Origin of the sequence: Vibrio navarrensis (assembly GCF_015767675.1) — a bacterium.
Lineage (GTDB): Bacteria > Pseudomonadota > Gammaproteobacteria > Enterobacterales > Vibrionaceae > Vibrio.
Genome location: NZ_CP065217.1, coordinates 1,890,575 through 1,908,574, shown reverse-complemented (window position 1 = coordinate 1,908,574; position 18,000 = coordinate 1,890,575). Strand labels below are relative to the sequence as shown.

The 18,000-nt window shown below is 42.0% G+C and carries 20 protein-coding genes and 4 pseudogenes; 18 read left to right on the top strand and 6 right to left on the bottom strand.

The window, feature by feature from the left end:
* The first annotated feature begins 2 nt into the window (after nucleotides 1-2).
* Both I3X05_RS08985 and I3X05_RS08980 read left to right on the top strand, forming a co-directional pair.
* Complete coding sequence (locus I3X05_RS08985; RefSeq protein ID WP_337970624.1) at nucleotides 3-716, top strand: Fic family protein; 714 nt, start codon at nucleotides 3-5, stop codon at nucleotides 714-716.
* Nucleotides 717-919: 203 nt separating this feature from the next.
* The gene (locus I3X05_RS08980) at nucleotides 920-1,792 is read left to right on the top strand and encodes a hypothetical protein (RefSeq protein ID WP_045569187.1); all 873 of its coding nucleotides are present in this window, start codon (nucleotides 920-922) and stop codon (nucleotides 1,790-1,792) included.
* Between the two features lie 159 nt (nucleotides 1,793-1,951).
* Here the strand turns inward: I3X05_RS08980 and I3X05_RS08975 are convergent, their stop codons facing one another.
* Both I3X05_RS08975 and I3X05_RS08970 read right to left on the bottom strand, forming a co-directional pair.
* On the bottom strand, nucleotides 1,952-2,230 hold the full coding sequence (locus I3X05_RS08975; protein ID WP_010320663.1) for a type II toxin-antitoxin system mRNA interferase toxin, RelE/StbE family: 279 nt from the start codon (nucleotides 2,228-2,230) through the stop codon (nucleotides 1,952-1,954).
* On the bottom strand, nucleotides 2,227-2,511 hold the full coding sequence (locus I3X05_RS08970) for a type II toxin-antitoxin system RelB/DinJ family antitoxin (RefSeq protein WP_045569188.1): 285 nt from the start codon (nucleotides 2,509-2,511) through the stop codon (nucleotides 2,227-2,229). The genes I3X05_RS08975 and I3X05_RS08970 overlap by 4 nt, the downstream gene beginning before the upstream one ends.
* Before the next feature lie 242 nt (nucleotides 2,512-2,753).
* Between I3X05_RS08970 and I3X05_RS08965 the strand changes: the two genes are divergently transcribed.
* Nucleotides 2,754-3,743 carry a restriction endonuclease gene (locus tag I3X05_RS08965; protein WP_193158215.1) on the top strand — a complete coding sequence of 330 codons (990 nt, stop codon included), beginning with the start codon at nucleotides 2,754-2,756 and terminating at the stop codon, nucleotides 3,741-3,743.
* 193 nt (nucleotides 3,744-3,936) lie between these two features.
* Here I3X05_RS08965 and I3X05_RS08960 read toward each other — a convergent pair whose 3' ends face one another.
* Nucleotides 3,937-4,236, bottom strand: a complete 300-nt coding sequence (locus I3X05_RS08960) for a hypothetical protein (RefSeq protein ID WP_226972542.1) — start codon at nucleotides 4,234-4,236, stop codon at nucleotides 3,937-3,939.
* 195 nt (nucleotides 4,237-4,431) lie between these two features.
* Between I3X05_RS08960 and I3X05_RS08955 the strand changes: the two are divergent.
* The 6 genes and pseudogenes from I3X05_RS08955 to I3X05_RS23765 all read left to right on the top strand — a co-directional run.
* Nucleotides 4,432-5,031 (top strand): annotated as a pseudogene (locus I3X05_RS08955) (pentapeptide repeat-containing protein).
* A 144-nt stretch (nucleotides 5,032-5,175) separates the two neighbouring features.
* Complete coding sequence (locus tag I3X05_RS08950; protein WP_337970623.1) at nucleotides 5,176-5,604, top strand: tetratricopeptide repeat protein; 429 nt, start codon at nucleotides 5,176-5,178, stop codon at nucleotides 5,602-5,604.
* A 76-nt stretch (nucleotides 5,605-5,680) separates the two neighbouring features.
* On the top strand, nucleotides 5,681-6,001 hold the full coding sequence (gene tnpA / locus I3X05_RS08945; protein WP_045569184.1) for an IS66 family insertion sequence element accessory protein TnpA: 321 nt from the start codon (nucleotides 5,681-5,683) through the stop codon (nucleotides 5,999-6,001).
* Nucleotides 5,998-6,351, top strand: a complete 354-nt coding sequence (gene tnpB / locus I3X05_RS08940) for an IS66 family insertion sequence element accessory protein TnpB (RefSeq protein WP_337970604.1) — start codon at nucleotides 5,998-6,000, stop codon at nucleotides 6,349-6,351. The genes tnpA and tnpB overlap by 4 nt, the downstream gene beginning before the upstream one ends.
* A gap of 59 nt (nucleotides 6,352-6,410) precedes the next feature.
* The gene (gene tnpC / locus I3X05_RS08935; protein WP_193277853.1) at nucleotides 6,411-7,943 is read left to right on the top strand and encodes an IS66 family transposase; all 1,533 of its coding nucleotides are present in this window, start codon (nucleotides 6,411-6,413) and stop codon (nucleotides 7,941-7,943) included.
* Nucleotides 7,944-7,976: 33 nt separating this feature from the next.
* Nucleotides 7,977-8,042: pseudogene (locus I3X05_RS23765) on the top strand (tetratricopeptide repeat protein); the annotation flags it as partial.
* Between the two features lie 211 nt (nucleotides 8,043-8,253).
* Here the strand turns inward: I3X05_RS23765 and I3X05_RS08930 are convergent.
* Nucleotides 8,254-8,613, bottom strand: coding sequence for a hypothetical protein (locus I3X05_RS08930; RefSeq protein ID WP_045569190.1), 360 nt, complete (start codon nucleotides 8,611-8,613; stop codon nucleotides 8,254-8,256).
* 319 nt (nucleotides 8,614-8,932) lie between these two features.
* Here I3X05_RS08930 and I3X05_RS08925 point away from each other — a divergent pair, with 319 nt between their 5' ends.
* Nucleotides 8,933-9,133, top strand: a complete 201-nt coding sequence (locus I3X05_RS08925; RefSeq protein WP_082069745.1) for a DUF1289 domain-containing protein — start codon at nucleotides 8,933-8,935, stop codon at nucleotides 9,131-9,133.
* A gap of 119 nt (nucleotides 9,134-9,252) precedes the next feature.
* Here the strand turns inward: I3X05_RS08925 and I3X05_RS08920 are convergent, their stop codons facing one another.
* Nucleotides 9,253-9,483, bottom strand: a complete 231-nt coding sequence (locus tag I3X05_RS08920) for a PAS factor family protein (RefSeq protein ID WP_013868597.1) — start codon at nucleotides 9,481-9,483, stop codon at nucleotides 9,253-9,255.
* 291 nt (nucleotides 9,484-9,774) lie between these two features.
* Here I3X05_RS08920 and I3X05_RS08915 point away from each other — a divergent pair, with 291 nt between their 5' ends.
* The 3 genes from I3X05_RS08915 (at nucleotide 9,775) to I3X05_RS08905 (ending at nucleotide 12,751) form a co-directional block, all read left to right on the top strand.
* Nucleotides 9,775-10,065, top strand: a complete 291-nt coding sequence (locus I3X05_RS08915; RefSeq protein ID WP_026028227.1) for a YkgJ family cysteine cluster protein — start codon at nucleotides 9,775-9,777, stop codon at nucleotides 10,063-10,065.
* 1,198 nt (nucleotides 10,066-11,263) lie between these two features.
* Nucleotides 11,264-11,536, top strand: coding sequence for a hypothetical protein (locus I3X05_RS08910; RefSeq protein ID WP_337970622.1), 273 nt, complete (start codon nucleotides 11,264-11,266; stop codon nucleotides 11,534-11,536).
* A 174-nt stretch (nucleotides 11,537-11,710) separates the two neighbouring features.
* The gene (locus tag I3X05_RS08905) at nucleotides 11,711-12,751 is read left to right on the top strand and encodes an ISL3 family transposase (RefSeq protein WP_337971171.1); all 1,041 of its coding nucleotides are present in this window, start codon (nucleotides 11,711-11,713) and stop codon (nucleotides 12,749-12,751) included.
* A gap of 37 nt (nucleotides 12,752-12,788) precedes the next feature.
* Here I3X05_RS08905 and I3X05_RS08900 read toward each other — a convergent pair.
* Nucleotides 12,789-13,911: pseudogene (locus I3X05_RS08900) on the bottom strand (IS3 family transposase).
* 135 nt (nucleotides 13,912-14,046) lie between these two features.
* On the opposite strand from I3X05_RS08900, the gene I3X05_RS08895 reads away from it, so the two are divergent.
* The 5 genes and pseudogenes from I3X05_RS08895 to I3X05_RS08865 all read left to right on the top strand — a co-directional run bounded on the left by I3X05_RS08895 (nucleotide 14,047) and on the right by I3X05_RS08865 (nucleotide 17,865).
* Nucleotides 14,047-14,271 carry a GNAT family N-acetyltransferase gene (locus I3X05_RS08895; protein ID WP_337970621.1) on the top strand — a complete coding sequence of 75 codons (225 nt, stop codon included), beginning with the start codon at nucleotides 14,047-14,049 and terminating at the stop codon, nucleotides 14,269-14,271.
* Between the two features lie 1,548 nt (nucleotides 14,272-15,819).
* Nucleotides 15,820-16,224, top strand: a complete 405-nt coding sequence (locus tag I3X05_RS08880; RefSeq protein WP_045571807.1) for a DUF1801 domain-containing protein — start codon at nucleotides 15,820-15,822, stop codon at nucleotides 16,222-16,224.
* A gap of 158 nt (nucleotides 16,225-16,382) precedes the next feature.
* Nucleotides 16,383-16,673 (top strand): hypothetical protein, encoded by a 291-nt coding sequence (locus I3X05_RS08875; RefSeq protein ID WP_064626913.1) that lies wholly within the window; start codon nucleotides 16,383-16,385, stop codon nucleotides 16,671-16,673.
* A 325-nt stretch (nucleotides 16,674-16,998) separates the two neighbouring features.
* Nucleotides 16,999-17,104: pseudogene (locus tag I3X05_RS23760) on the top strand (DUF645 family protein); the annotation flags it as partial.
* Between the two features lie 212 nt (nucleotides 17,105-17,316).
* Nucleotides 17,317-17,865: a hypothetical protein gene (locus I3X05_RS08865; protein ID WP_052702569.1), complete on the top strand. Its 549-nt coding sequence runs from the start codon at nucleotides 17,317-17,319 to the stop codon at nucleotides 17,863-17,865.
* The last annotated feature ends 135 nt before the right edge of the window (nucleotides 17,866-18,000 follow it).

The following is an 18,000-nucleotide window of genomic DNA, read 5'->3' as shown; positions in this document are numbered from 1 at the left end:
CCATGACAGCATTGACAGATAACATGTGGAATATGAAACCAAATATACCGTTGGCTAAACAACTTGCCAAAAGAGATGTTCCAGCTTTGGTTTATGACGCTGTTAACCTCGAGGGTGTAGCAATGACTTTGCCTGAGGTGCAAACGATTCTTGATGGGATCACCGTAGGTGGCCATCGAATTAGTGATCAAAATATGGCAATGAACCAAGCTCGAGCATGGGAACTTATTTTTGGCTTAGTTGATCAAGGTGAGTTTCAATTTAATAAAGAAACCGCTTTGAGAATTCACAATATAGCTGGCAAAGAAGAAGCGTTAGAGTGGGGTAAGTTTCGCTCTGGTTACGTTTCCATTACGGGTTCAGAGTATGAGCCCCCCGCTCCAGATGAGTTGGACGATAAATGGCTTGAAGTTGAGAGTCAGGTTAATAGTGAATCTGATGTTTACGATCAAGCAATTACTGCATTTTTACAAATGGCACGCGCTCAATTTTTTTGGGATGTTAACAAACGTACCGGTCGGTTCATGATGAACGGTATTTTGTTGGCTAATGGTTTTCCTATCATTAATGTGCAAGCCAAGCGTCAGCAAGAGTTTAATACGCTCATGCTCGATTTTTACTATTCTAATGACATGACACAAATGAATAAGTTTTTACGAAGCTGTTTGGATGAAAAGATTATTCGTAATTTCAAGCTAGACCTGAAAATCGGCTAACAAACGCTTCAAGAAGGACAGCCAACGCGTGGCATTTTTATCATGCGTTGGTTTTTGTGATAATGGTGTTATGCGGAAGCTCGGTAGTAGCGTTGTCTGCCCCTTAAGCGGGCGTTAGGTGCTAGAAATATCGTACTTCATACTTGTTTTCTTGCATATGAGACCACATATAAAAAATGGGTATCTAATCGAAAGGAATCTAAATGGAACAATACAACCTTCAACTATCTTCAGTAAAACATACTGCTCCTGACGGAATTGAAATGGGGGTAATGAACAACGGCACTCCGTATCTTGGTGCTCGTGGTTTGGCTGCCTTATGTGGTGTTGCACCAAGTGTAATAATCACTCTTGTAAAAGATTGGGAAGCAGATTTGCGCTTTAAGCCTCGTGGTCAGGCTATTGAGCGGTTGATTCTGGAGCAAGGTGGTGACCCAAATAGTTTATATGTTCCAATTACCGTCGATGGGAAAACTTACCATGCAATCAACGATGTTAATTGCATGGCAATACTTGAATACTATGCGTTCGAGTCTCAAACACCACAGGAACAGGCCACACGTAATTATCGTAGCCTTGCCAGACTAACTCTTCGTACATTCATTTATGAACGCACAGGCTACAATCCTGAAGACTCGCTGCCACAATATTGGAAAACTTTTCACGAGCGTATAACACTTAACGAGTTACCGTCAGGTTACTTCAGTGTTTTTTCTGAGATTGCTAATTTAGTAATCTCCGGTATTAGAGGTGGTATGCCTTTTGACAGTAATACGATGCCAGATATAAGCGTTGGTATGGCTTGGGGCAAACATTGGTGTGGCAATAGCTTTGATGAAAAATACGGTCTTCGTCGAAAACACCTTCACGTATTTCCGGAAGATTTCCCCCAAAAAGATCCAATGGCATGGATTTATCCTGTTGAGGCTTTAGGTGAGTTCCGTCTTTGGATGGACGACATTTATGTCACCGAGAAGTTTGGCACTTATTTGAACAATAAGGCAAAAAAAGGTGGTTTAAACAATGTCGATATACAAGCTTTGGTTCAAGCAGTTCAACCTGCACGATTGAACTAGTTAGAGTGGGCAATTAGCACCTAACAAACGCTTCAAGAGGGACAGCCAACGCGTGGCATTTTTATTATGCGTTGGTTTTTGTGGTTACGGTGTTATGCGGAAGCTTGATAGTGGCGTTGTCTGCCCCTTAACCGGGCGTTAGTTGCCCACCGACTACAATCAATCGGTAGGGAATTTCTGCTTCTGGTGTAGAACTCGCATTATGCGAATAATTGAACCTTCTACCCAGTACGAAACGATCATTGAGATTTCGGGAATAATGAGTAATCGTCCTCGAATTCCATCTCGTTGAACACCCATCAATGGTTGTTCGAGTAAGTTTTCTACTTTAGCCTCAATAATGTCATCAGTTTTTTCAGCCGCATCAGGGTTAAAGTCATAAAGAAACTCAAAGATCTTCTCTCGATCATTTAGCGATTCTTCTTCCCATAAAATCATTGCTGGCCTCGATTACGAATTTTGGCCTTTCGTTCAGTCATTCGTGCTTTAGCTGAATTATGTTCAACAAATGAAGATTTTCCTGAGTCAAACTTCTCAAATGCTAGGTTTATTTGTTCAGTTAACCAAGCGTCATGAGATAATGTTTTTCTTTGTTGCTCAGCCATTTGTTCAGTAAGTTCACGGCAAGCATCGCTGAGTGTGCGACCTTGGCTCTCAGCCATTTGTTGGGCTAAACGTTTAATTTCGTCATCAACACGAAATTGAATTCTAGTGTCCATAAGTAGTTCCTAAGTTTGCGTGTGTACAAATGTTAGCACTGGAGTTGGGCAAGGGCAACTAACAAACGGCTCAAGAGGGATTGCCAACGCTTGGCGGCTTTGGTGCAAAATTGAAGTTCAGTGTTTACAGTGTTTTTTTGAGTTCGGCTATGCGTTGTCTAACCCCTTAGCCGGGCGTTATGTTTCAGAGTACCCCACGTTTAGTAGATACTTTACTAAACCAGATCATGAAAGGAAGTCGTATGTATATTGAAGAACTAAAGTCTCTTGACTCTACCCAGTGGGAGTTCTTTGCAGAAGATGTGCTCTGGTATATAGGGTATGAAATAATTGGAAGACCATCTGAGGGAAACGATCAAGGTAAAGACTTGATCGTAAGAAAATCTGGAATTACTTATTTGGTTAGTTGTAAGCATTATGCGAATTCGGGTAAAGCCATCGGTCCAGATATCGAAAAAAACATATCAGACCGAGTCTTGAGGCACGAGTGTGATGGTTTCATTGCTTTTTATTCAACCCATGCCACAAGCAATTTGGAGTCACAGTTTGAGCAATTAAGTAATAGAAAGAAGATGCCGATTGAATGTATAAAGTTTTATCAAAGTGATATTCTAGACATCATTCCAAATATGACAGGATATACGTTACAAAAGTACTTTCCTGAACCTCATAAGCTCCATCATCATGTTAATAAAACTGATTGGGATTACTTTCCCCTTAAGTGTCAAAATCCCAAATGTAATAGGGATGTTATTTCTAAAGAAAATATTGTATGGTCTAGAGTCCAGTTACTTAGAATTAATGGTGTATTAGAACTAATGTATGGGTGTAAATTTTGCTTACCTGATTTTGGCGACTCAGCAATAGTATACAATGGAGATATTGATACCCTAAAATATTTTGATGGTAATATTGAAATTTATTGGTGGGAATTTAGTCAGATACGCTATATTGAAGAACTAATAAGCTTAAATAACCTTATCAATATATGCTCGGTTCATCCAGATTTTAGTGGAACATCAGCACATTTATATAAGTCTTGGTCAGAGGTTCAAAGCGCAATGCTTCAAATTCAAGTACCAATACACTGGGGAAAGTGGATTGATCCGAAAAGGGTGTTTAGTGTGCCTGAAATAACAGGTAACCATTTTACAGACCTAATGTTACATGCTAAAAATAATAAGCAATTTTTGAATGAGCTCATTGAAAAATCGACGAACAGAAAAACATAACAAACAATTCAAGCAGACCCTCAACGCGTGGCATTTTTGTTTTGCGTTGAGTTTGGTGATTACGGTGTTGTGCAGGAAGTTGGTAGTCGCGTTTCGGACTACTTAATTGGGCGTTAGCTGAGGTTAATAAAAATCATGAAATTACGTGTTTATTTTTCTTAGTCTGAGGTTCTAGCTTTACACCTGAAAGTCATCATTTTTCCGCGTATCTCGCCAGTGGCACTGTTTGTGAAGCGGTTGAACTAACCGAAGTCTTCTGACGGGAAGTGGTGTGTTTGTTTATTTCTTTGGTGTGGCTTCTTTGGTTTTGAAGCTCTTTTGCGCTTAAATGGATTTCGCGCACTTGGTTGTTGGTTTCTTCGACATAATTCTTTGTAAATTTAAGCTCTAGAAGCTCGTCAAGTTTTCCTGTTATTTCTTCTTTGCCAAGTGCGTTTCGTGGATTAGGTTTTAGTTTCTCAGTTGTCCGTTTTACTTTGTCGTTTGAAAGCAATAATGTGTTTTAAATTAGGCTATTGGTTAGTCAATCTCCGGCTAAAGTGTAGCAGCTAACAAACGGCTCAAGAGGGATTGTCAACGCGTGGTGACTTTAGTGCAAAATTGAAATTCAGAGTTTACAGTGTGTTTTTTAAGTTCTGCGGTGCGTTGTCAACCCCTTAGCCGGGCGTTAGGCTATTCAGAGGATACGATGATAGATTTAAAAAATAATGAGCAATATTTCGACGTTTCTTTTGAGAAGCTTTCCTCACCTGATGAGAAATATAGCGACGTCGAGTTTGAAGATTGCCAATTCTCCGACTGCGATTTTTCAGCGGTTAAATTCCAGAAATGTAAGTTTACAAACTGAACATTTGAACGCTGCAATTTGAGTTTGGTGGATTTTACAAACTCAAAGCTCTTTGAGCTTAAATTTCAAGACAGTAAGTTAGTTGGCGTTGATTGGACGAAAGCGACATGGCCAGTTTATCACTCAGACTTTGAGCTAAGTTTTAAGCGTTGTATTTTAAATGACTCGTCTTTCTTTGGCCTGACCTTAAATGAATTGGTTTTGGATGAATGTAAGTTGCATGATGTTGATTTCCGTGAAGGTAACTTTGCAGGTTCAATAATGATTTATAGTGATCTTAGCCACAGTTTATTTATGAGAACAAATTTGCAAGGGGTTGATTTCAGTGAATCAATAGCATACTCCATTAACGTACTAGAAAATAACGTTAAAAAGGCTAAGTTTTCACGATATGAAGCGTTGAGCTTATTAGAAAGCTTAGGTATTGAATTGGTGGATTAATAGCCTAACAAACGGCTCAAGAGGGATTGTCAACGCTTGGCGACTTTAGTGCAAAATTGAAGTTCAGGGTTTACGGTGTGTTTTTTAAGTTCGGTGGTGCGTTGTCAACCCCTTAGCCGGGCGTTATAAGCTTCGAGGAAAATTATGGAAAGTCTCATCAAACAAGCGATTGAATTGCGGAAAAAGGCTAAGTATCAAGAGTCGAGAGCTTTACTAAAAACGTTATTAAATGATGAGGCTTATTCTGCTAAGGCTCACTTGCAAATTGCTTGGTCGTACGACAATGAGGGTAAAGAGCAAGAAGCGGTTGCTCATTATCTGTTGTCTCTTTCGGGTCTACTTTCGTCGGTAGAAAGGTTTGATGCTTTGTTTGGGCTAGCGAGCACTTATCGAACCCTTGGCATGTATTCAGAGGCGTTAAGCTATTTCGAGCAAACTCTCAGTGACTACCCTGGTTCTATTGAAGTTCAGCCTTTCTATGTCATGTGCCTCTACAACTTGGGACGCTATAAAGAAGCGATATCATTGCTACTTGGACTTCTAGTATCGACCAAGAATAGTGATGCAATGTAAGCGCATCATAAACCCCGCATTCTAATCGTCTAGCCCGAATAATAAGATCAAACCTCCAACCCAAAGGAGATTTGAAATGGCCAAACGACGCACTAACCAAGAATGGCGAACCCTGTTCGAACACTATGAATCCAGCCAGCTATCACAACGATTATTCTGTGAACGTAACGGACTGAGCCTTTCCACTTTTTACGCTAAGCGCCAACAGTTAAAGCACATCGAAAAACCGAACACGGTTGGCTTTGTTAAAGCAGAAGTCGTTGAAAAGACGACAAAGTATCAAGCCACTCACGTTGTCGTTGCCAACATGACACTACTTGTAAACAATGTTGAACTGAGCATCCCACAAGGCACACCAGCGACCTATCTCGCAGAGCTTATCGGTGCGTTATCATGAAACGCATGCTCAGCGCTCCAAAGATTTACTTGTATCGTGAAAGCGTCGATTTTAGAAAGTCCATCAACGGCCTCGCTGCGATTATCGAAAATGACACCGACTTGCCCTTGGGCAGCGGCGCACTGTTCCTGTTCACCAACAAACAGCGCGACAAAATCAAAGTGTTGTACTGGGATAAAACAGGCTTTGCTCTTTGGTATAAGCGCCTTGAAAAAGCCAAGTACAAGTGGCCATCAAAAGAGCAAAATGAGGTGTTTACCCTAACTCAATTCGAGCTTGATAGACTGCTTTCTGGCTTCACGATTATCGGCCATAAACCCGTTAGAATAAACGATTTTACAATGACTTAAGCGATAATAAAGTCTTATCCACCAAGCATTAACGGCATGATTTTAGTATCATCAATGCCATGAAAAAGACGCCAAATATCAACCCAGAAAGCCAAGATGTTGCCGAGCTACAAGCGATGGTGAAAGCACTGTTGGCGTCAGAAAACCAATTGAAACAAGAGCGCCAATCGCTGCTTGAACAACTCAAACTTGCCTTCGACCGTCAGTTCGCTAAACGCTCGGAGGCGTTAAAGCCTTACAATGAATCACAAGGTGACCTCTTCAACGAAGCGGAATGTGAAGCCGCTAAGGAAGAAGAGGTTGAAGTTGTCACAACGACCATCACAACGAAGAAACGCGGTAAACGTCAGCCACTGCCAAAGACCTTGCCTCGTGAGGTTATCGAACTCGATTTAGACGACGATGAAAAGCAGTGCGCTTGCTGCCAACATAGTCTGCATAAAATCGGTGAAGACCGTAGCGAGAAACTTGAGTTCACACCTGCGGTACTTAAAGTGTTGGAATATGTTCGTCCTAAATATGCTTGCCGCCAATGCGAGCAAACTCAGGACAACAGCCGCATTGTTCAAAAGCCAGCGCCGCAAAGCATTATCCCGAAGAGCTTCGCCACAGAAAGCTTGTTGACCAATATCATCCTCGGCAAATACCAATATGCGATGCCACTTTACCGTCAAGAATCCCTGTTTACCCAGTCGGGTATCGAACTCTCACGAACCACCATGGCAAGGTGGATTATCCAAGTCAGTGAGAAGTTCGCTCCACTTTACGCGGCCTTAAAAACGCACCTACTTGAGCAAGTGGTGATTCAGGCGGATGAAACGCCGCTCAATGTCCTCAAAGAAGATAAACAGTGTTATATGTGGCTTTACTGCTCGGGCGCAGACTCGCCAGATGCCGCCCTCCCTAATGTGAGAAATATCGTCTTGTACGACTATCAAAACAGTCGAGCTAGGGCGTGCCCTGTTGCCTTCTTGGGGGATTACAGTGGTTATCTACAAACCGATGGCTATGGTGTTTATGATGGGCTTCATCTCGTCACCAATGTCGGTTGCTTCGCGCATGCTCGGCGCAAGTTCATGGAGGCGAAGAAGCTTCAAGGCAAAGGCAAGTCAGGTAAAGCGGATAAAGCGCTGGCCAAAATCCAGAAGCTTTATGGAATAGAATCACGCTTAAAAGGTGAGTCTGCGGAAAAACGAAAAGCAGAGCGCCAAGAGCATGCTAAGCCGATACTGGATGAGCTTTATGAATGGATGACAACTCAGAAAGTGCTTGAGTCTAGCCCGCTGGGTAAAGCGATAAAATACACGCTCGGCCAATGGCCGAAGCTCACCCGCTATATCGATGACGGTCACTTATCGATAGACAACAACCGAGCTGAACGCGCAATAAAACCGCTGGTTATTGGGAGAAAGAACTGGCTCTTCTCGACCAACCCTAACGGGGCGGAAGCGAGCGCGATGCTTTACAGTATCGTCGAGACAGCGAAAGCCAACGGCCTTATCCTTTACGACTACATGGTCAAGTGCATGCAGGAGTTAGCGAAAGCGGAACCTGATATCGATGCACTCCTGCCTTGGAACTTCAAACACTAACAATATCGCCCCGTGGGTTCATGGGGCGGATACGATGCAATTAAAGAGTACCAGCGAGCTATTTCTTTATACGCACAAGACTTAGATAAAACATGGTAAAACGAAGCACGCTTATAACAAACGGCTCAAGAGGGATTGCCAACGCTTGGCGACTTTAGTGCAAAATTGAAGTTCAGTGTTTACAGTGTGTTTTTTGAGTTCGGCTATGCGTTGTCAACCCCTTAGCCGGGCGTTAGTATAAGCGCTTGCAGCAGGTAAGGTTGTATTGTTATTGAAATAAGGCTCGTGGAACTGAGCCTCTTCCATTGGATTAAAGTACGCCAACCTCTTTCAATATAGCTTTGATTTTTTCAGGGTTTTGCAAATCTCGAGCTGTATGAAGCATAAAAACAAATGATGAAAGAGCTAACACTCCAGTATAGCCTTGTGGGTCATTATTATATGTATCTAAATTGTTCAAGACTTGGTTTTTTGCTTTTTCAGGTAAACGGGAAAGTGTTTTATCCCAACTTTCCGAGTTATCGATTATCTCTGATAAATCGGCTAAAACTGATTTATAACGAGGAAGATCTTTATCATTCTCATCTATTTTTTCAATCTCAGAGATTAAAAAAATAAACTTGGATTTTGCATTTTCCAATGATTCTAAGTTTCTTGTTACGAAGTCCATTAGTGTATGTATTCCTTGATTGTTTGAATATACGGAGTTGTGAGAGTCGAGAAATTACTCGAGATTACACGTAGTTTTATCTGTAATCAACTAGTTGAGTATGTCATTGTTCTCATTATACTAACAAACTGTTTAAGAGTGATTCGCAACGCGTGGCATTTTTGCTATGCGTTGCGTTTAGTGTTTAAGGAGGTATGCAGGGGGCTTCGGTATTGCGTTGCTCACACCTTAACAGGGCGTTATGTGCTAGTGTACGCCGAATTCTTTACTATGATTTCGTTAATAAAGACTACTGCGGAAATGTGATAGGATTTTTGTTATGGAGGATAGGAAAATGAGTGAGGTCCCCAAGTCACCGTGCATTAGACAGTGCTGTTTAGATGAAATGGATATTTGTTTGGGATGTTTCAGATCGTTGAATGAAATTATTGACTGGCATTCTTCAACGATAATTGAAAAGAACAAGATTCTTATCGCATGCCGTCAAAGAAGGGAATTGGCTCAAAAATCGAGGTTTTAGCTTTCTCTAAAAGTATTACTGGTGATAATTTTGTCTAAGTTGGCTGAGAATTTGTTAGAAAATGAGCATATAAAAACGGCCCTTGACGTCGTGGGCCGCTGATATTTAGTAATGCAAGGCTAGTGCTCAGGTGTTTCTAGCAGCTTAATTGCACTTTCAACTGCATTATTGATCGCTTGGTCATTTTCAAGTTTTCCTGAACTTGCTGGCCCAAGAGCTCTAGAGTATAGAGCTAATTGTTTGTCCAAAGGCAAGCCCAACTGTTCATACAGATTTTCGCGAATTTTTGCATGTTGTTCAGGGTCTTGGTTTGCAAGGCTAATAAGTGTTTCATAAATAAGAGCTTTCATATCATGTCCATTTTATTATAGTTAACTTGGTGCGTATGGATTATAGCTGAGCCCTTAATGTAAATCTTGTGCAACAATCACATAACAAACGGCTCAAGAGGGATTGCCAACGCTTGGCGATTTTAGTGCAAAATTGAAGTTCAGTGTTTACAGTGTGTTTTTTGAGTTCGGCAATGCGTTGTCAACCCCTTAGCCGGGCGTTATGGCTCCCAAATTGAGTTGGTCACGAATGTCGATAAATTGGTTCAAATTGGAGTACCATTCTGTGATTACACTGATTTGAAGAACACGATGACAATTCCAATTAAAAATGTATCTAGTACGGAAATTTCTTGCTCAAACTGTCAGGCTTGTTGCTGTCGTTTAGAGGTCATGATCATTACAGATACCGGTGTGCCAGAGCAACACATTGCTTTCGACCAATGGGGTGGGGAAACCATGCTACGTTTGGCGGATGGTTGGTGCTCAGCTTTAGACCGAGAAACATTCATGTGCACGATTTATGAGAATCGACCTTGGATTTGTCGAGAGTTTGAAATGGGCTCTTATGAATGTCGAGATGAAAGGTCAGATTTACCTTGAAAGTTTTGTTCGATAAATCAGAGAGTTGTTAGCCATAACAAACGGTTAAAGAGGGACTGCCAACGCGTGGCGGTTTGTGTTCAAATCGGCCTTTGTGATTACGGTGGTTATTTGGAGTTCAGTGGTTTGCGTTGTCAGCCCCTTAACCGGGCGTTATGTGTTGGATGAGTTTTTAAGGTCAAAGCTACGATTTCATTGAGAATTCGTTCCGTATTTTCGGCAAGTTGGCTTGGTCGAAATGGATTCTTGAACAACCTGAGATTGATCGTTTTTAAGGTTCTTGGGCTGCCTCAATTGAGTTTTGGATCTGGTTTGTGTTGAATTTCGTCAGTTTCAAATCGCTTTAATTGAAATGTCTTTTTGACTGATTTGCTTGCTGATATTCAACTCTGAAAATCTGGTGAAGCAAAAGGTTTTGTTGTAGCTGAAAGGGCGCTTTCTTTGTTGTTGATTCTGCAAGTGGCTCTCTTTGGCTAAGATCGCTGTGAAATTTAGGTTTTGGTAAGCATTGGTTTTTCACGTAACTTATTAAAATTCCTTCGTTTCTACGGTGGTTTACTTTGAATTCACGGTAAAATTCACATAACAAACAATTTAAGTGGATTCTCAACGCGTGGCAGTTTTACTATGCGTCAGGTAAAGTGTTTACGGTGCAATGCAGTGGCTTGGCCAGTGCGTTGTTCACCACTTAATTGGGCGTTAGCTTAAAACAAGTAAATTAAATTGGTTGTGGTCTGTTCTTTCTTCCTTTGGCCATTCGTTCTGGTTTCTCGGCAAATCAGCATTGTTTGCCAACGCAAGTTTTGAGCAGTTGCCTCAATTGAATTTTGGGATTGCTGCGAGGTTAGCAAGCTTGGCGCAAAGTCGCTTTGGAAGTTTTGCTTTCGCTTTGGGTTTCCCGAAAGTGATTTATCAAAATTTTCGGGTTTTCAAATCGCATGAAAGGCCACAAAATTTGAACCAATTCGGGTTTCAAAACTCAGGCAGTTTGCTGGTTTCCCAAATCAGGTTAATCTCAGGTTTGGTCAATCTAAGGTGCTGAAATTTAAGCTAACAAACTGCTTAAGAGGGATTCGCAATGCGTGGCATTTTCAGCATGCGTTGGGTTTTGTGATTAAATCGGTGTGCGGTAGTTTTTGTAGTGCATTGCTCACCCCTTAGCAGGGCGTTATGCCTGTTAATGGACAAGGAGAGTTAAATGAAGATTTTAAAGGCTTCAATCTCTGAATTAGATCAGATTGTGAGTTTATTTGATGATTATCGTCGGTTTTATGGGCAAAAATCGGATATTGATGCCGCTAGAGAATTTTTGAGAAACCGGTTCGCTAATAATGAATCTGTGATTTTTTTAGCTATGACCGAAAGCAATGAAGAGAAGTGGACCCCAATGGTTGGACGCATAAGGGTTCATCCGGAAAATCGATACCTGAATGGCTTTTCTGATACCATATCGCCAAAAATAGCCAGTTAATGTCAACTTCACTTCTTTACCATCGCTTTGGAATACGCGGCCCTTTCCATTATTGCTCTACAGAGTTTGATGGTGACGCGACCATCTTTCACGTAGCACACAATCCTCATATTAAATGTCCATCATGTCGTAGTCGTGATGTCATAAAAAAAAGGAGGTAAGGTTCGCCGTTTCATCGCTACGCCAATCGGCACTAGCCCCTGTTACATCCAGATAGCAAACCAGCGGATTGAATGCCGAGCTTGTAATACACTCGGGTATTTGCCGCTTAACTTTGTTCCTCGTCCCAAAGTGCGTTACACAAAGGGCTTTGAACAGTATGTTCTCTCGCTGTCAGCATTGAACGTCACCATCAATGCCATTGCCAAGCTATGTGGTGTCTGTTGGGATACAGTGAAAGATATTCAGAAGCATTACCTGCAAAAGCGATACTCTCAACCTTGTCTTAAAAACGTCACTCACATTGGAATTGATGAGATTTACTGTGGCTCAAAAAGTGGCTTCATGACGGTTGTGATTGATATGAAGACAAGTGCCGTCATTTATACAGAGAAAGGAAAGAAGGCCGAAAGCCTTGACGGTTTTTGGAAACGGAAGCTGCGTTGTAAAAAGCCGATTGAAGCCGTCGCCACCGATATGGGACAGGCATACATCTCTTCGGTAAAACAGCACGCCCCGAAGGCGAAGTTGGTCATTGACCGTTTCCACGTGGTGAAGCGTTTTAATGAAAAGCTGACAGAGTTCAGGCGTGAACTACAAAATTCGATGAGTAACAAAAATGACGCTCAATACCTTAAGAATACTCGTTGGTTATTGGTAAGTAATCCCGATAGGTTAGATGAGCAAGGCCAAGCGAGATTGGAGCGAGCACTCGCAGCCAATCAGCCCTTAGCGGTGGTTTATTATTTAAAAGAGAAGTTAAGAATGCTGTGGTCGCAGCCATCAAAGATAGAGGGTGAGAGATGGCTAGAAAGCTGGATAGATGAAGCGAACCACTCAGGCATTGTGATGCTAGAGAAGTTTACTAAGACCCTGAGGAAGCATAAGGATGGGATATTGGCATTTTATGATGAAAGGATGAATAGTGGTCGAGTAGAGGGTGTGAACAACCGAATAAAGACGCTGAACAAAGTCGCCTATGGGTATCGTGATTGGGAATTTTTTGAGTTAAAAATCAAAGCCAGTCATGAGGCGAAGTATCGATTTTCCGGATGAACCCGCATAAGCTCATTTCTTAAGTGGTTGACCCAGCTCATGCTGCGTATCTTTGCCTACCGAAGTAGGCCTCATCAGGAGTGAGGTTATTGAGTCCTTGATGGTTACGCTCTTCATTATAAAACACCATGTAGTTGCCGATTTCAAGCTCGGCTTCACGGGGCGTGGTATAAGCCTTTAAGTAAACCTCCTCATATTTCAGGCTTCGCCATAATCGCTCAATGAAAACATTGTCAACCCAGCGGCCTTTCCCGTCCATGCTTATACGTATGTCATGTTCAATTAACTTCTGTGTGAACTCTGTGCTGGTAAACTGGCTGCCTTGATCTGAGTTAAAGATATCAGGTGGCCCATAATGCTTCAGCGCTTCCTCAAGCGCTTCGATACAAAAACTCGTGTCCATGGTGTTGGATAGTCGCCAAGCCAGCACTTTGCGGCTATACCAGTCGATAATAGCAACGAGGTACAGGAACCCTTCGCCATTGGGATGTACGTGATATCAATCGCCCAAGCTTGGTTTGGGTAAGTGACTTCGATATCACGCAACAGGTAGGGATACACCTTGTGTGCTTTGTTCGCCAGCGTCGTTTTGGGCTTGGGGTAAATCGCCCCAATCCCCATATCGCGCATGAGTCGAACAACACGCTTACGATTAACGCTATGACCCTTCTTAGCCAGCTCAGTTCGAATGCGCCGACTGCCCATAAACGGATACTGAAGATGAATTTCGTCAATCATACGGCGCAACGCAATCTCCTCAGCAGAGAGTCCTATGGGTTGATAGTAAGCGGCAGAGCGAGCAATATTGAGCAGCTCACACTGGCGCTTTATCGGCAATGGGGTGGATTTAACCAGCGAACTCTTTCGCTGGGCTCGGTCTAACGACCGAGCACTTTGGCCAAAAAATCATTTTCCATGGTCAATTGACCGATCTTGGCGTGAAGTTTGTCCACTTCTTCGGAATTCTCTTTTCCTGTGTGATTTTCGGTGGCAAAAATCATGGCTGCGTTTTCAAGCAGCTCCTTTTTCCATGTCGAGATTTGGTTAGCGTGCAGGTTGTATTTCTGAGCTAACTCAGCGACGGTTTTATCGCCTTTAGCGGCATCGAGTGCCACCTTAGCTTTAAACTCAGGAGAGTGGTTTCTACGTTTTCTAGTCATAATCTGTCCCTGTATTGTTGGGTACTATCAAAACAGATCGACCACTTAAAGTCATGTCCGAAAATCGGGGGCCACTTCTAAGCTCTTGGTTTTGTGCAACTTTACCCGTCATTCTCATCTGTCGCAATGAAACCGATGTGGTATCTCAATGATCTATTCGTTTCTGATGGATCCCGAAACCAAGGAGTTGCGAGAGCATTGCTCCAAAAAGTGAAATGTTTTGCGAAAGAAACGAACGCGTTAACCGTTAAATTAGCGACGTCAGCAACTAACGATAAAGCAAAATCACTCTATGAATCTGAAGGTTATGATAAGATTGTTGCTTTTGAACACTACACCCAAAAGGTAAAACAGGCATAACAAACGCTTCAAGAGGGACAGCCAACGCACGGCATTTTTACTATGCGTTGGTTTTTGTGATTACGGTGTTATGCGGTAAGTTAGTAGTAGCGTTGGCTGCCCCTTAAGCGGGCGTTATGCTTAATCACGCGAAATCAGTGGTTTATGGTTTTTCTTTGTTCCCTCGGCTGATTGTTTTTGTGTTTATCGGCAAGTTGGCTTCATTGGGCGCTGTTTTCCGGACACTTATTCTTTGGCGCTGAAAATTCAGAGAATTGCCTCAATCAGTTTTCAAGCAAGCGCGAGGTTAGGGCAGTTGGCTCAATCAGAGCTTTTAACTTAGGTTTTTGAGTTTAGGCAGCCAAATATCAAAATCTGATTTTTAAAAATTATGAGTCATTTCAGTTTTCTAGCTTTTGGCTTTTGTTTGTAAATCAAAGTCGAGCTAATCTTGGTTTTATTAAAACGTAACCCATTGAAGCTTAAGCATAACAAGGCGTTCAAGAGGGATTCATGCCGCGTGGCATTTTTGGCATGCGGCGAGTTTTGGTGGTGAAAGTGGTCTGCGGGAAGTTGGTTTGGGCGGCATTCACCCCTTAACGCGGCGTTATGTTTAATCACGTCAAATCAGTTGGTTGCATCTTTTCTTTGCTCCCTCGGCTTGTTGGTTTTGTGCTTGTCGGCAAGTTGGCTTCGTTTGGCGCTGTTTTCCGGACATTTATTCTTTGGCGCTGGAAATTCAGAGAGTTGCCTCAGTCAATTTTCGAGTAAGCGCGAGGTAGGTGCGGCTGGCTCAATCAGTATTTTGACCACAAGTTTTCGGGCTTGAATTGCCAAAATTCGAAGTCTGTTTTTCAAATCTATGAGTCATTTCCGTTTTTTAGGTCTTGGCTTTTGTTTGTGAGTCAACGCTGAGTTAATCTTGGTTTTGGTAAAACGTAAGCCCTTGAAGCTTAAACATAACAAAGCGTTAAAGAGGGATTCGTGCCGCGTGGCATTTTTGGTATGCGGTAATTTTTGTGGTGAAAGTGGTCTGCGGAAAGTTGGTTTGTGCGGCACTCACCCCTTAACGCGGCGTTATGCTTAATCACGATAAATCAGTGGTTTATGTTTTCTCTTTGTTCCCTTGGCTGATTGGTTTTGAGTTTGTCGGCAAGTTGGCTTCAGTGGGCGCTATTTTCCGGACACTTGTTCTTTGGCGCTGGAAATTCAGAGCGTTGCCTCAATCAATTTTCGGGCAAGCGCGAGGTTAGGGCGGTTGGCTCAATCAGAAATTTGATCTTAGGTTTTTGAGTTTTGGCAACCAAAATTCAAAGTCTGATTTTCAAAATTATGAGTCATTTCAGTTTTTTGGTTTTCGGCTTTTGTTTGTGAATTAAAGTCGAGTTAATCTAGGTTCTGGTGAAACGTAAGTCATTGAAGCTTAAGCATAACAAAGCGTTTAAGAGGGACTTGGCACGCGTGGCATTTTCAATTTGCGTTGGGTTTAGTGGTTAAGGTGTTATGCAGCAACTTTTGTATTGCGTGCCGGCGCCCCTTAACGCGGCGTTATGTGAATAGGAGATTCCAATGGACAAGGTAGTCAAAGATCGGTTTGATGAGTATCCGGAAAATGCTCGTGTTAGGTTAGAAGAGCTGCGAAATTTAGTCTTTCAAGTCGCATCTGAGTTGAAACTGGGTGAAGTCGATGAAACTCTAAAATGGGGAGAGCCAAGCTACAGTGTAAAAACGGGCAGTCCGTTAAGAATGGACTGGAAGCTTAAGTCTCCTAATAATTATTACCTATTCTTTAATTGCCAAACTAAGCTAGTCGATACATTTCGGGAGTTGTATGGTGACGAGTTGGTGTTTCAGGGAAATAGAGCAATAGTCCTGACCTTATCTAAACCGCTACCAGAAACGGTCATCAAGTCCTGTCTAGAGTTAGCTTTAACCTATCATCAGCGTAAAAACCTGCCTCTTTTGGGCGTGTGAAAAATTCACATAACAAACGCTTCAAGAGGGACAGCCAACGCGTGGCATTTTTACTATGCATTGGTTTTTGTGGTTACGGTGTTATGCAGTAAGTTGGTAGTAGCGTTGGCTGCCCCTTAAGCGGGCGTTATGTTTTCGTGATAACTTGAGGAAAAGAGATGGATTTCATTTGGTTGGTTTTAGCTTTTGGCGCGGCTGCAATATTCTACTATTTTGTATCATATTCGAAGCCACAGGATGATGATTGGCACAAATTGCCGACACTTGAGAATTATTTGATAAAGCATCCTGAATGTAAAACAGCAGATCCAGAAAGTGCTAAATGCTTTAGTTGTGGTTCAGACAAAGTGATTTTCCAACCATTAACAGCTCATGCAGATCCTCGTTATAAACATATTTGCTTATCATGCAAAAAAACACTTTTTAGAAGTAAGGCAATAATGTCTTAAACTAGTTGAAATTCCTAAGTTTATTCTTAACAAAATCAGCTGGTTGGAATAAAACATAACAAACGGTTCAAGAGGGACAGCCAACGCGTGGCATTTTTATTATGCGTTGGCTTTTGTGGTTATGATGTTATGCGGAAGCTTAGTAGTGGCGTTGTCTGCCCCTTAACCGGGCGTTAGTTTCTCTCAGGAAAAATCATCAAAAATTCACGCACAAGGTTCTGAAAATTCAGCCTTTATCGTTCAAGCTGCACAATTTGGCTTTTGGTTTTTCCTGATGCTGATTTGGTAGAACGCGTTGAAAGTTCAGCGGTTTCAAAATCGCTGAATCATCGCTGTGATCTGGCTTTCTTTGTCACGGACACTTAACGTTTTGGCAGCCAACGTCACGGCTTTTGGCGTTGGACGTGTGTTTGCGTGATGCTTTTGCGTAAAATGCCTTTCAAGAAAAAGTGGTTAAAAGTCATTTTGAAACAATAGGCTACGAAACTAACAAACGCCTCAAGCGGGACTGTCAACGCGTAGCGTTTCCAGTCCCATTGAGCCGCGGTGGTTACGGCTGTTGTGTTTGAGTTTAGTGGTAATGCGTTGCCAGCCCCTTAGGCGGGCGTTAGCATAAATTTTTATAAAAGGAGTAGTAATAAAAATGGATAAACTAAGTTCTGATGTTTCATTCTATGTAGTATCACCTAAAAAATTTACGGTAATGTATATTGGAACCCTAGGTTTCTATGGGTTTTATTGGATGTATAAAAATTGGTCTATATACAGAGCAGCTTCCGGTGAAAAAATTTGGCCTATAGCACGAGCGATATTTTTTATTTTCTTCTTACATTCACTGTGCTCTAAGGTGACCCAAAGTGAAAGTTTGTCGTCCCAAGGAGATTTGCCAAAATCACTGGAATGGGATGCGACAAAATATGTTTTATTGAGTATTCTTGGCCAAATTTCAGATCGTCTTTCTGAGAATGAAATAGCATTACCATACAGTTTTTTTGTAAGTTTGGTGCTTTTTCCTTTTATGTGTCAAATTCTTTACAAAATACAGTTGGTTATTAATGAATCTCAAAATGATATGTTTGGTGACACCAACAAAAAGTTAAGTTGGCTTAACTATGTGTGGCTATCTCTGGGGGGAGCGTTGTGGTTAATGGTAATTTTTGGTGGCTATTTAACCATTGTTGGCGAAATTTAAGCTAACAAAGCGTTCAAGTGGGATTCATGCCGCGTGGCATTTTTGGTATGCAGTGAGTTTTGGTGGTGAAAGTGGTGTGCGGAAAGTTGGTTTATGCGGCATTCACCCCTTAACGCGGCGTTATGCGTCACGAGG

Bases quoted from the DNA above. Each gene is read 5' to 3' on its own strand.
- I3X05_RS08985 (WP_337970624.1), top strand. From the start codon at position 3: ATGACAGCATTGACAGATAACATGTGGAATATGAAACCAAATATACCG.
- I3X05_RS08980 (WP_045569187.1), top strand. From the start codon at position 920: ATGGAACAATACAACCTTCAACTATCTTCAGTAAAACATACTGCTCCT.
- I3X05_RS08975 (WP_010320663.1), bottom strand. From the start codon at position 2,230: ATGATTTTATGGGAAGAAGAATCGCTAAATGATCGAGAGAAGATCTTT.
- I3X05_RS08970 (WP_045569188.1), bottom strand. From the start codon at position 2,511: ATGGACACTAGAATTCAATTTCGTGTTGATGACGAAATTAAACGTTTA.
- I3X05_RS08965 (WP_193158215.1), top strand. From the start codon at position 2,754: ATGTATATTGAAGAACTAAAGTCTCTTGACTCTACCCAGTGGGAGTTC.
- I3X05_RS08950 (WP_337970623.1), top strand. From the start codon at position 5,176: ATGGAAAGTCTCATCAAACAAGCGATTGAATTGCGGAAAAAGGCTAAG.
- tnpA (WP_045569184.1), top strand. From the start codon at position 5,681: ATGGCCAAACGACGCACTAACCAAGAATGGCGAACCCTGTTCGAACAC.
- tnpB (WP_337970604.1), top strand. From the start codon at position 5,998: ATGAAACGCATGCTCAGCGCTCCAAAGATTTACTTGTATCGTGAAAGC.
- tnpC (WP_193277853.1), top strand. From the start codon at position 6,411: ATGAAAAAGACGCCAAATATCAACCCAGAAAGCCAAGATGTTGCCGAG.
- I3X05_RS08930 (WP_045569190.1), bottom strand. From the start codon at position 8,613: ATGGACTTCGTAACAAGAAACTTAGAATCATTGGAAAATGCAAAATCC.
- I3X05_RS08925 (WP_082069745.1), top strand. From the start codon at position 8,933: ATGGAGGATAGGAAAATGAGTGAGGTCCCCAAGTCACCGTGCATTAGA.
- I3X05_RS08920 (WP_013868597.1), bottom strand. From the start codon at position 9,483: ATGAAAGCTCTTATTTATGAAACACTTATTAGCCTTGCAAACCAAGAC.
- I3X05_RS08915 (WP_026028227.1), top strand. From the start codon at position 9,775: ATGACAATTCCAATTAAAAATGTATCTAGTACGGAAATTTCTTGCTCA.
- I3X05_RS08910 (WP_337970622.1), top strand. From the start codon at position 11,264: ATGAAGATTTTAAAGGCTTCAATCTCTGAATTAGATCAGATTGTGAGT.
- I3X05_RS08895 (WP_337970621.1), top strand. From the start codon at position 14,047: ATGTGGTATCTCAATGATCTATTCGTTTCTGATGGATCCCGAAACCAA.
- I3X05_RS08880 (WP_045571807.1), top strand. From the start codon at position 15,820: ATGGACAAGGTAGTCAAAGATCGGTTTGATGAGTATCCGGAAAATGCT.
- I3X05_RS08875 (WP_064626913.1), top strand. From the start codon at position 16,383: ATGGATTTCATTTGGTTGGTTTTAGCTTTTGGCGCGGCTGCAATATTC.
- I3X05_RS08865 (WP_052702569.1), top strand. From the start codon at position 17,317: ATGGATAAACTAAGTTCTGATGTTTCATTCTATGTAGTATCACCTAAA.